This is a genomic window from Citrobacter sp. L55 (assembly GCF_002850715.1).
In the GTDB taxonomy this organism is placed as follows: Bacteria; Pseudomonadota; Gammaproteobacteria; order Enterobacterales; family Enterobacteriaceae; genus Citrobacter; species Citrobacter braakii.
In genome coordinates this window covers 351,039-363,773 of sequence record NZ_KZ559402.1, presented here as the reverse complement: position 1 = coordinate 363,773, position 12,735 = coordinate 351,039, and the positions used below count along the sequence as shown (strand labels likewise).

Below are 12,735 nucleotides of genomic sequence, written 5' to 3'. Positions count from 1 at the left end.
CTCCGGTTTATCCGAAGGCTCCCTGCGAAAGCAAAGCCGGCAGGCCGAATGGAACCAGGTGTGCAGATAACATCATGGCCGGGTACGACGGTACCGAAAGAGAGGCCGGATATACGACAGCATCTTACCCCCGTCACACAAAATGCAGAATGGCTTGCATAACGGGAGGTGTCCATATACGGATAAGCGTCAGCGCCATCCGGCAAAAGAATCGTCAGAAACCCACGACTTTACGCAGAATTTCAATATACACCGGCATCAGCGGATGGCGCAGTAACGCCACCAGCGCAACCACGCCGATCCCAAGCGTCAACGGCGCCAGATACAGTAAACGGCTGCGGGGGAAATACGCGGTTAAGCGATCGACTGCCGCTTTGCCGCTACGCCACAGTCGCCAGCAAAACCAGCCCCCTACCCATAGCAACAGCGCCGTCGCCAGCAGCAACCATTTGAAATCCCCGCTCTGCATCTCAGAAGGAATATCAATTGCCGCCCCCGCCAGGATCCCCGGCAGGAAGTAGAACGGTGGCCACAGTATGCAACCAATAATATTCGGGACGATAAATTTAGCGACAGGCAGATCCAGCATGCCCGCCACCATTGGCACCAGCGGACGCGTCGGTCCCACAAAACGCCCCACCAGAATGGTAAACATGCTGTGCTGATGCAGCGCGTGCTCGGTTTTATCCAGCAACGCCTTGTTCTTTTTCATGAACGACCAACGGTGCAGCGGCTTTTTAAAGCGCCAGCCCAACCAGAAAGAGATCCAGTCCCCCAACAGGCAACCAATGATGCCCGCAAGCCAGGCATGCCAGAAGTTCAGTTCGCCACTGCCAATCAGCGCCCCCAGCCCCGCCATCATCACGGTACCGGGCAGAATCAGACCAACCAGCGCCAGCGACTCCAGAAAGGCCACCAGCAGTACGGCGATCAGGGAGTACAGGGCGGACTGAAGAATAAAGTGTTCCAGCAATGCTTGCATAATGTGTCCGTCAGATTTACGAAGCAGGGATTTTGATAACCCGTCTCAACTTCGTCAAGCCATCAATTGTCTGAATAGATTGCGAGTTATGACAACTTTCAGGACACATCATTCACTTTTTATTCACATCCGGCGCGAAACTCGCTCGGACTGGCGCCGGTACATTTTTTGAAAACGCGAGAAAAATAGAGCTGATCGTCAAAGCCAACATTGCGCCCTACCGTAGCAATGGGCATACGAGTGGTACTCAGCAATAGCTTGGCCTGGCTGATACGCTGATCCTCGCGCCAGCTTAATACGCTGATACCCAACTGCTGACGGAACAGATGCGACAAACGGGAAGGCGACAGGCAGACGTGCTGTGCGACGCTGGCAATATCAAAATTACTGTCCGCCAGGTGATCGCTGATGTACTGGCAGGCGTCGCGCACGCGGTTGTCCATGGGGGGATGTAGCGATTCATTAATGGCTTCCATACGTCGGAGCAATAACTGTTCCAGTAAATTAATCGCCAGCAGTTCGGAATAGCGACCTTCTCCCTGCCCGGCGTTGATTATCTGCCCAAACAGTTCGTTAAAATGCGGCTGATGTGCTTCATCCGGACGAAAGAATCCAGTCTGGGCAAAAATGGCCGGCCAGGTCAGCCACTCCTGCCAGTAGGCGCGTGGGCGAAAGTAAACCCACTGGTGATACCACTCGCTGGCATCAGGATGGCGTCCGTAGTGGTGAATTTCTCCGGGTGGAAACAGCAAAATATCGCCAGGCCGACAGACAAATTGTTTGCCCTGATTATTGATAACCCCTTCGCCACGGATAGTGAGATTGAGGATATAGCCCTTCATACCCAGCGGCCTGTCGATAAAAAAATCCAGGTATCCGTTCGCCTCGATGGGGGTTAATCCGGCCACCAAATGCGCGTTAAACGAATAGCCTGGCAGCAGGGGATCGTTTTGCGTTTCAGCCATAATTTCAATACTCCCTATGTTCTGCTAAGAAACAATTTGTCCATATTACGCCAGACATCATTGCCGTCGCCCCTGCGGGCCGCTGTGTTTGCGGTAATGGACCATCAACCCCGCTTGTGAAAAGCACTTTGTAAAAAATATGTACTGCGCCAACGTTAAAATCGGCTAACAAAAGTGTCTATAACTACGGCAGAAATGTCCACATTGATTATTTGCACGGCGTCACACTTTGTGATGCAACAGCATTTTAGTCCATAAGATTAGCGAATCCTGCCTGACGGTTTTTATCCCTACTAACTACTGTTTATCCATACCCGTATTTTTGGATGGAGTAAGACGATGGCGATTGCAATTGGCCTCGATTTTGGCAGTGATTCAGTACGCGCTTTGGCAGTGGAATGTGCTACCGGTGAAGAAATCGCCACCAGCGTAGAGTGGTATCCACGTTGGCAGGAAGGACAGTATTGCGATGGCCCAAACAACCAGTTTCGCCATCATCCACGCGACTACATTGAATCAATGGAAGCGGCGCTGAAAAACGTACTGGCCGAACTGAGCGTTAAACAGCGTGCGGAAGTGGTCGGGATTGGCGTTGACAGCACCGGTTCAACCCCGGCCCCCATCGATGCCGACGGCAACGTACTGGCGTTGCGTCCGGAGTTCGCTGAAAACCCAAATGCAATGTTTGTCCTGTGGAAAGATCACACTTCAGTAGAAGAAGCTGAAGAAATTACCCGTCTGTGCCACACACCGGGCAAGATCGATTACTCCCGCTATATCGGCGGTATATATTCCAGCGAATGGTTCTGGGCCAAAATCCTGCATGTGACCCGTCAGGACCACGCGGTTGCCGAGGCCGCGGTTTCGTGGATTGAACTGTGCGACTGGGTTCCGGCCCTGCTCTCTAATACCGTACGTCCACAGGATATTCGTCGCGGTCGCTGCAGCGCCGGGCATAAATCACTGTGGCATGAAAGCTGGGGTGGTCTACCGCCAGCCAGTTTCTTTGACGAACTCGACCCCATCCTCAACCGCCATCTGCAATACCCGATGTTTACCGATACCTTCACAGCCGACCTGCCGGTTGGCACCCTGTGCGCCGAGTGGGCGCAGCGTCTGGGACTACCGGAAAGCGTGGTGATTGCAGGCGGCGCTTTTGACTGCCATATGGGCGCGGTCGGCGCGGGCGCACAGCCCAATACGCTGGTGAAAGTCATTGGCACGTCGACCTGCGACATTCTGATTGCTGACAAACACAGCGTCGGCGAGCGCGCGGTGAAAGGCATTTGCGGCCAGGTTGATGGCAGCGTGGTGCCGCATTTTATTGGCCTCGAGGCAGGCCAGTCCGCGTTCGGCGATATCTATGCCTGGTTTAGCCGTGTGCTGAGCTGGCCGCTGGAGCAGCTTGCCGCGCAGCACCCGGAGCTGAAGACCCAGATTAAAGCCAGCCAAAAACAGCTGCTACCAGCGCTAACCGAGCCTGGGCGAGAAATCCGTCGCTGGATCACCTGCCGGTGGTGCTCGACTGGTTCAACGGTCGCCGTACGCCCAATGCCAACCAGCGTCTGAAAGGAGTGATTACCGATCTGAATCTGGCAACCGACGCGCCAGCGCTGTTCGGCGGTCTGATTGCCGCCACCGCCTTTGGTGCACGCGCCATCATGGAATGCTTCACCGAACAAGGCATTGCGGTTAACAACGTAATGGCGCTAGGCGGCATCGCCCGTAAAAATCCGGTCATCATGCAGGCCTGCTGTGACGTGCTCAACCGTCCGCTACAGATTGTCGCTTCAGACCAGTGCTGCGCACTCGGTGCGGCTATCTTTGCCGCCGTTGCCGCGAAAGTACACACCGATATCCCAGCCGCTCAGCAACAGATGGCAAGCGCCGTGGAAAACACGCTGCAACCTCGACCAGAGCAGGCTCAACGTTTTGAACAGCTTTACCGCCGCTACCAGCAGTGGGCGGTTAGCGCTGAACAACAATACCTTCCGACTGCCGCTCCGGCGCAACAAACCCCGGTAGACCAGGCAACCCTGACACATTAAGGACACGACAATGACGATTTTTGATAACTATGAAGTGTGGTTTGTGATTGGTAGCCAGCATCTGTATGGCCCTGAAACCCTGCGTCAGGTAACCCAACATGCCGAGCACGTCGTTAACGCGCTGAATACTGAAGCTAAACTGCCCTGCAAACTGGTTTTAAAACCACTGGGTACTTCACCTGACGAGATTACCGCTATTTGTCGTGACGCTAACTACGACGATCGCTGCGCAGGTCTGGTGGTCTGGCTGCACACTTTCTCTCCGGCCAAAATGTGGATTAACGGTCTGACTATCCTCAACAAGCCGCTGATGCAATTCCATACCCAGTTCAACGCCGCCCTGCCGTGGGACAGCATTGATATGGACTTTATGAACCTGAACCAGACCGCGCACGGCGGCCGTGAATTCGGCTTCATCGGCGCACGTATGCGTCAGCAGCACGCCGTGGTCACCGGTCACTGGCAGGACAAACAAGCTCACGAACGCATCGGCTCCTGGATGCGCCAGGCCGTGTCCAAACAGGATACCCGCCATCTGAAAGTCTGCCGTTTTGGCGACAACATGCGTGAAGTCGCGGTCACCGATGGCGATAAAGTCGCTGCGCAGATCAAATTCGGCTTCTCGGTAAATACCTGGGCCGTAGGCGATCTGGTGCAGGTAGTAAACTCCATTAGCGACGGCGAAATCAACGCGCTAATCGATGAGTATGAAAGCACCTACACCATGACGGCGGCAACACAAGTCCACGGTGAGAAACGTCAAAACGTACTGGAAGCGGCCCGTATTGAACTGGGGATGAAGCGCTTCCTGGAACAGGGCGGATTCCACGCCTTTACCACGACATTTGAAGATTTACACGGCCTGAAACAGCTCCCGGGTCTGGCCGTACAGCGTCTGATGCAGCAAGGCTATGGCTTTGCGGGCGAAGGCGACTGGAAAACCGCCGCTCTGCTTCGCATCATGAAGGTGATGTCAACCGGTCTGCAGGGCGGCACCTCATTTATGGAGGATTACACCTACCACTTCGAGAAAGGCAACGATCTGGTGCTCGGCTCGCACATGCTGGAAGTGTGCCCGTCCATCGCGGAGGAAGATAAACCGATCCTCGACGTTCAGCATCTCGGCATTGGTGGCAAAGACGATCCCGCTCGTCTGATCTTCAACACCAAAACTGGTCCGGCAGTCGTTGCCAGCCTGATCGATCTTGGCGATCGCTATCGACTGCTGGTTAACTGCATCGACACGGTTCAAACACCGCACTCCCTGCCGAAACTGCCGGTGGCTAACGCATTGTGGAAAGCCCAGCCTGACCTGCCAACCGCATCTGAAGCCTGGATCCTGGCCGGTGGCGCGCACCACACCGTCTTCAGCCACGCGCTGGATCTGAACGATATGCGCCAGTTCGCTGAAATGCACGATATCGAGATCGCCGTGATCGACAACGATACCCGCCTGCCGGCCTTTAAGGACGCGCTGCGCTGGAACGACGTCTATTACGGTTTTAAACGTTAATTATGTTGTTGCCGGATGGCTCTGCGCTTGCCCGCCATCCGGCACAGAGGAATCAACATGTTAGAAGATCTCAAACGTCAGGTGCTGGAAGCCAATCTGGCGTTGCCTAAGCACCACCTGGTTACCTTGACCTGGGGGAACGTGAGTGCCGTCGATCGCGAGCGCGGCGTGTTTGTGATAAAACCTTCCGGGGTCGATTACAGCGTTATGACCGCAGAAGATATGGTCGTAGTCAGTATCGCCACCGGTGAGGTTGTAGAAGGTACGAAGAAACCCTCCTCCGATACCCCAACGCACCGTCTGCTGTATCAGGCATTCCCGACCATTGGCGGCATTGTTCATACCCATTCGCGTCATGCGACCATCTGGGCGCAGGCGGGTCAGTCGATTCCAGCCACGGGTACCACTCATGCGGACTATTTCTACGGATCGATTCCCTGCACACGGAAAATGACCGAGGAAGAAATCAACGGCGAATATGAGTGGGAAACCGGTAACGTGATCGTTGAAACCTTTGAGAAACAAGGCATTGACGCTTCGCAGATGCCTGGCGTGCTGGTGCACTCTCACGGTCCGTTTGCCTGGGGAAAAAACGCCGAAGATGCGGTACACAACGCCATCGTGCTGGAAGAAGTCGCCTACATGGGGATCTTCTGTCGCCAGCTCGCGCCGCAATTGCCGGATATGCAGCAAACCCTGTTAGATAAACATTACCTACGTAAACACGGCGCAAAAGCCTACTACGGCCAGTGAAAACAATCTGAGCGCGCCCGGAATCTCGGTGGCGCGCTCTCTGGTTATTCCTTTATATATTCCGCAAACGCACTTCGATACACACAGTTATTAGCACAAACGTATTTAATCACGTTGTCATAATGTCCCTGCGCCTCTTCACCATCCAGTGAATGAAAGAAAATGTAATCTGTAATCGTTGACTGCCAGCGCTGTCCATTCAACAGATAATTAATCACCGTATCACGATGACCATTTATTCTGTCATGCCCTTGCCAGTGAAAGAAAGCATTCCCACGTTCAATAACCTCAGTACGCCAAATTTGACCTGACCACGTTCTATACTCAATATATTGACTTACTGATTTAATTGTAGGGTTAGATAACTGAGTATTAACAAATAAATAGTGATCATATCCTACCTGTAACGCCTGAGTATAAATATCCATAATAGGCCTCCATAACACTACGCACCCAAGCTATTGATATAAAACACCCGAGCTATCAGATGAATAAAATTATATTCAGCGATAAAAATCAAATTATACAGAGAGATATTCCCGACGAAATCGAACCAAAATCCGTTTTTATCCAGACAATAGCAAGCCATAAAAATATATTATATTCAGCCTGGTAACCCGAGTGTTTGATTAAAATAGTTACACTAACCATGAATAAAAACAAATAAAAAAAATAACCATTTTTCCTGAACCGAGGGATGAGTAACAAAACCGTACGAGCACGATTCCGAAAATGACATAAAAATCCTGAAACGGACTTCCAATTTATGAAACAAATATAATTACAAAACAATAATAAATACAAATAGCCATGACAGGCCAATAAAATAATTCAAGGAAGAGTTTTCAATTAAGGCATTCATTTATTAAATACCAAAGCCTATCCTGTAACACTTTTACTGCGGAGGGCATTTTACTTTTATTGTCACAATAACTTCCCGCAGCTCTCATTTTTAACTGTACAAAATAACAGTACAATCGTGTAAACCAGGCTATAATAATGCCTGGTTTTTTAATGGATACGCAGCGTGGCGCAGGCAGGCTTTATTTTAACCCGGCACTGGCGGGACACCCCGCAGGGAACTGAGGTCACATTCTGGCTGGCTACAGACGCCGGGCCGCTACAGGTCACGCTCGCGCCTCAGGAGTCGGTCGCGTTTATTCCTGTCAGTCAGGTTCCCCGCGTAGCGTCATTATTACGCAATGAAAACGGCTATCGTCTGACGCCGCTGCAATTGCAAGACTTCCACCGCCAACCCGTTTCCGGCCTGTATTGCCGCTCACATCGCCAGCTCATGCGGCTGGAAAAGCTGCTGCGTGAAAACGCAATTACCGTCTACGAGGCCGACGTGCGTCCGCCGGAACGGTATCTGATGGAGCGTTTTATCACCTCACCTGTTTGGGTTGAAGGCGACAGACATAACGGTACGCTGGTTAATGCCCGGTTGAAGCCGAACCCTGACTATCGACCGCCGCTGAAATGGGTCTCGCTGGATATCGAAACCACGCGCCACGGCGAACTCTACTGTATCGGCCTTGAAGGCTGTGGGCAGCGTATTGTCTACATGCTTGGCCCGGCAAACGGCGATGCCTCAGCGCTGGATTTTGAACTTGAATATGTCGCAAGCCGCCCGCAGTTACTGGAAAAGCTCAACGACTGGATTGCCCGTCACGATCCTGATGTGGTAATCGGCTGGAACGTCGTGCAATTCGATTTACGCGTCCTGCAAAAGCATGCTGAACGTTACCGCATTCCCCTGCGTTTTGGCCGTGACAATAGCGAGCTGGAGTGGCGCGAACATGGCTTCAAAAACGGCGTATTCTTCGCGCAGACTAAAGGTCGCCTGATTATCGACGGCATTGAGGCGCTTAAATCCGCATTCTGGAATTTCTCATCCTTTTCGCTGGAAACGGTGTCACAGGAGCTGCTGGGCGAAGGGAAGTCGATAGATAATCCCTGGGACAGGATGGACGAAATAGATCGCCGGTTTGCCCAGGATAAACCCGCGCTCGCCACCTACAATCTCAAAGACTGTGAGCTGGTCACGCGTATTTTTCATAAAACCGAGATCATGCCATTTTTGCTGGAACGATCGACGGTAAACGGCCTGCCGGTCGACCGGCATGGCGGTTCCGTTGCCGCCTTCGGCCATCTCTACCTACCGCGAATGCACCGGGCGGGCTATGTGGCACCGAATCTGGGGGAAGTTCCCGCGCACGCCAGCCCCGGTGGCTACGTGATGGACTCGCGCCCGGGTTTGTACGACTCTGTGCTGGTGCTGGATTACAAAAGCCTGTACCCGTCAATTATTCGTACTTTTTTGATCGATCCAGTGGGACTTATCGAAGGGATGGCACAGCCGGATCGGGAACACAGTACCGAGGGGTTCCTTGACGCCTGGTTCTCACGCGAAAAGCACTGTCTGCCGGAAATTGTTACCCAGATCTGGCATGGGCGTGATGAAGCCAAACGCCGCGGCAATAAGCCGCTCTCACAGGCGCTGAAAATCATCATGAACGCGTTTTACGGCGTGCTTGGCACCACCGCCTGCCGCTTTTTCGACCCGAGGCTGGCTTCGTCTATCACCATGCGCGGTCACGCGATCATGCGTCAGACCAAAGCGCTGATTGAGGCTCAGGGTTACGACGTCATCTATGGCGACACCGACTCCACCTTTGTCTGGCTTAAAAAGGCGCACTCGGAAGACGATGCGGCCCGGATTGGTCGGGAGCTGGTGAGCTATGTCAACAACTGGTGGGCGCAATCGCTGAAGCAGCAAAACCTGACCAGCGCGCTGGAGCTGGAGTTTGAAACCCACTTTTGTCGCTTTCTGATGCCGACCATTCGCGGTGCAGATACCGGCAGCAAAAAACGCTACGCCGGAATGATTCAGTCAGGTGCTGAGCAACGCATGGTATTTAAAGGTCTGGAAACGGTACGCACCGACTGGACGCCGCTGGCCCAGCAGTTTCAGCAGGAGCTGTACCTGCGAATTTTTCGTAACGAGCCTTATCAAGAGTTTGTTCGCGAGACTATCGACCGTCTGATGGCGGGTGAACTGGATGAACACCTGGTGTACCGCAAACGCCTGCGCCGCCCGTTGAGCGAATACCAGCGGAATGTTCCGCCGCACGTTCGCGCCGCGCGGCTCGCCGATGAGCAGAACGTCAAACTGGGGCGTCCGCAGCAGTATCAGAATCGTGGCACGATTAAATATGTCTGGACGATAAATGGACCTGAACCTGTTGATTATCAGCAATCTGCACTTGATTACGAGCATTATCTGACCCGCCAGATCCAGCCGGTTGCCGAGGGAATTCTTCCCTTTATTGATGATAATTTTGCTACACTACTCACAGGACAACTGGGGTTATTTTGACGCGTGACGAAACCGCCGCCATCCAGTACCATAGCGCCCTTTCCATTCCTGGACCCATTTAACACCCCTACCACTGATTTATTAGCCTGGTAGCGGGGTCGTATGCTCTCAATAACGGGGACTAGCCCGGAAAATGACGAGTATTGCCTGCAATTAAAGATATAGAGCCGAACATATATGCCTTTTACACTTGGTCAACGCTGGATCAGCGATACAGAAAGCGAATTGGGACTTGGTACTGTTGTCGCCATGGATGCGCGAACCGTCACTTTACTTTTCTCATCGACGGGTGAAAACCGTCTGTATGCGCGCAGTGATTCCCCCGTGACCCGCGTGATGTTCAACCCTGGTGACACGATCACGAGCCATGAAGGCTGGCAACTGCATGTCGATGAAGTAAAAGAAGAAAACGGCCTGCTTGCCTATATCGGAACCCGCCTTGATACCGAAGAAACCGGTGTAACGCTGCGTGAAGTGCTGCTCGACAGCAAACTGGTTTTCAGTAAACCCCAGGATCGCCTGTTTGCCGGCCAGATTGACCGTATGGACCGCTTTGCGCTGCGCTATCGCGCACGTAAATTTCAGAGCGAACAGTACCGTATGCCGTGGAGTGGTTTGCGTGGTCAACGTACCAGCCTGATCCCCCACCAGCTCAACATTGCCCATGATGTCGGCCGTCGTCATGCCCCTCGCGTGTTGCTGGCAGACGAAGTGGGTTTAGGTAAAACCATTGAAGCAGGGATGATCCTGCATCAACAGCTGCTGTCAGGCGCCGCAGAGCGCGTGCTGATCATCGTCCCGGAGACGTTACAGCACCAGTGGCTGGTCGAAATGCTGCGTCGTTTCAACCTGCGCTTTGCGCTGTTTGATGATGAGCGTTATGCAGAAGCGCAGCACGATGCCTACAACCCGTTTGAAACCGAACAGTTGGTTATCTGTTCGCTGGACTTTGCCCGTCGCAGTAAACAGCGTCTGGAGCACCTGTGTGATGCCGAGTGGGATCTGCTGATTGTCGATGAAGCCCATCACCTGGTGTGGAGCGAAGACGCGCCCAGCCGTGAATATATGGCCGTTGAACAGTTGGCAGAGCGCGTACCAGGCATCCTGCTGCTGACCGCAACGCCGGAACAGCTGGGCCTGGAAAGCCACTTTGCGCGCCTGCGTCTACTGGATCCAAGCCGCTTCCACGATTTCGCCCAGTTTGTTGAAGAACAGAAAAATTACCGTCCGGTCGCCGACGCCGTCGCCATGTTACTGGCTGGCAACAAGCTGAGTAACAATGAGCTGAACATGTTAGGTGACATGATTGGCGAACAGGACATTGAGCCGTTACTGCAAGCGGCAAACAGCGACAGCGAAGACGCCCAGAGCGCGCGTCAGGAGCTGGTTTCGATGCTGATGGACCGCCACGGCACCAGCCGCGTGCTGTTCCGAAATACCCGTAACGGTGTGAAAGGCTTCCCTAAACGCGAGCTCCATACCATCAAATTGCCGTTGCCAACCCAATACCAGACGGCCATTAAAGTCTCCGGCATTATGGGCGCGCGTAAGAGTGCGGAAGACCGCGCGCGCGACATGCTCTACCCGGAGCAGATTTATCAGGAATTCGAAGGCGACACCGGCACCTGGTGGAACTTTGACCCGCGCGTGGAATGGCTGATGGGCTACCTGACCAGCCACCGCTCGCAAAAAGTACTGGTTATCTGCGCGAAAGCCACCACTGCGCTTCAACTGGAGCAGGTTCTGCGCGAGCGCGAAGGTATCCGCGCCGCCGTATTCCATGAAGGGATGTCGATCATTGAACGTGACCGCGCTGCGGCCTGGTTTAGCGAAGAAGATAGTGGCGCCCAGGTGATGCTGTGCTCTGAAATCGGCTCCGAAGGGCGTAACTTCCAGTTCGCCAGCCATCTGGTGATGTTTGATCTGCCTTTCAATCCGGACCTGCTGGAACAGCGTATTGGCCGTCTGGACCGTATTGGTCAGGTGCATGATATCCAGATCCACGTTCCATACCTGGAAAAAACCGCGCAATCCGTGCTGGTGCGTTGGTACCACGAAGGTCTGGATGCGTTCGAACACACTTGCCCGACCGGACGTACCATCTATGACACGGTATATAACAATCTGATCGGCTACCTGGCTGAGCCAGAAAACACCGATGGCTTTGACGATCTGATCAAAACCTGTCGCGAACAGCATGACGCGCTGAAAGCGCAGCTGGAGCAAGGTCGCGATCGCCTGCTGGAGATCCACTCTAACGGCGGCGAAAAAGCGCTGGCGCTGGCTGAGAGTATTGAAGAACAGGACGACGATACCAGCCTGATCGCCTTCGCCATGAACCTGTTTGATATCGTTGGTATTAATCAGGATGACCGTGGCGACAATTTGATCGTGCTGACACCGTCCGATCATATGCTGGTGCCGGATTTCCCTGGGCTGCCGGAAGATGGCTGTACCATTACGTTTGAGCGTGATGTTGCCCTGTCGCGTGAAGACGCGCAGTTTATTACCTGGGAGCATCCGCTGATCCGTAATGGTCTGGATCTGATCCTCTCCGGCGACACCGGAAGCAGCACCATTTCTTTGCTGAAAAACAAAGCATTACCAGTCGGTACTCTGCTGGTTGAACTGGTCTACGTCGTTGAAGCGCAAGCGCCAAAACAGCTGCAGTTAAACCGCTTCCTGCCGCCAACCCCGGTACGCATGCTGCTGGACAAAAACGGCAACAACCTTGCCGCGCAGGTTGAATTCGAAACCTTTAACCGTCAGCTCAGCGCCGTTAACCGCCACACCGGCAGTAAACTGGTCAACGCCGTACAGCAGGATGTGCATGCCATTCTGCAACTCGGTGAAGCGCAGGTAGAAAAATCGGCCCGCGCGCTGATCGACGCGGCGCGCAAAGAGGCGGACGAGAAGCTGACGGCTGAACTCTCCCGTCTGGAAGCGCTGCGTGCCGTTAACCCGAACATCCGTGATGACGAACTCAGCGCCATTGAAAGCAATCGTCAGCAGGTGATGGAAAGCCTGGATCAGGCGGGATGGCGTCTGGATGCCCTGCGCCTGATCGTCGTGACGCATCAGTAACGGAGCCTGAC

At 53.6% G+C, this 12,735-nt stretch carries 7 protein-coding genes and 1 pseudogene; 5 read left to right on the top strand and 3 right to left on the bottom strand.

The window, feature by feature from the left end:
- Positions 1–214 precede the first annotated feature (214 nt).
- Positions 215–982 carry a DedA family protein gene (locus B9P82_RS11770; protein WP_101700376.1) on the bottom strand — a complete coding sequence of 256 codons (768 nt, stop codon included), beginning with the start codon at positions 980–982 and terminating at the stop codon, positions 215–217.
- A 119-nt stretch (positions 983–1,101) separates the two neighbouring features.
- Entirely contained in the window at positions 1,102–1,947 is an 846-nt protein-coding gene (gene araC, locus B9P82_RS11765; RefSeq protein WP_003018834.1) for an arabinose operon transcriptional regulator AraC, read from the bottom strand.
- Positions 1,948–2,286: 339 nt separating this feature from the next.
- Here araC and araB point away from each other — a divergent pair.
- From araB to araD, 3 genes and pseudogenes are all read left to right on the top strand, one after another.
- Positions 2,287–3,995: pseudogene (gene araB, locus B9P82_RS11760) on the top strand (ribulokinase).
- 10 nt (positions 3,996–4,005) lie between these two features.
- Positions 4,006–5,508, top strand: coding sequence for an L-arabinose isomerase (gene araA, locus B9P82_RS11755; protein WP_053388881.1), 1,503 nt, complete (start codon positions 4,006–4,008; stop codon positions 5,506–5,508).
- A 57-nt stretch (positions 5,509–5,565) separates the two neighbouring features.
- Positions 5,566–6,261, top strand: a complete 696-nt coding sequence (araD, locus tag B9P82_RS11750) for an L-ribulose-5-phosphate 4-epimerase (protein WP_016151673.1) — start codon at positions 5,566–5,568, stop codon at positions 6,259–6,261.
- 44 nt (positions 6,262–6,305) lie between these two features.
- On the opposite strand, the gene B9P82_RS11745 is transcribed toward araD, so the two are convergent.
- Positions 6,306–6,689: a DUF4751 family protein gene (locus B9P82_RS11745; RefSeq protein ID WP_016155677.1), complete on the bottom strand. Its 384-nt coding sequence runs from the start codon at positions 6,687–6,689 to the stop codon at positions 6,306–6,308.
- A 599-nt stretch (positions 6,690–7,288) separates the two neighbouring features.
- On the opposite strand from B9P82_RS11745, the gene polB reads away from it, so the two are divergent.
- Positions 7,289–9,640: a DNA polymerase II gene (gene polB / locus B9P82_RS11735; protein WP_101700375.1), complete on the top strand. Its 2,352-nt coding sequence runs from the start codon at positions 7,289–7,291 to the stop codon at positions 9,638–9,640.
- Positions 9,641–9,817: 177 nt separating this feature from the next.
- Entirely contained in the window at positions 9,818–12,724 is a 2,907-nt protein-coding gene (gene rapA / locus B9P82_RS11730; RefSeq protein WP_101700374.1) for an RNA polymerase-associated protein RapA, read from the top strand.
- The last annotated feature ends 11 nt before the right edge of the window (positions 12,725–12,735 follow it).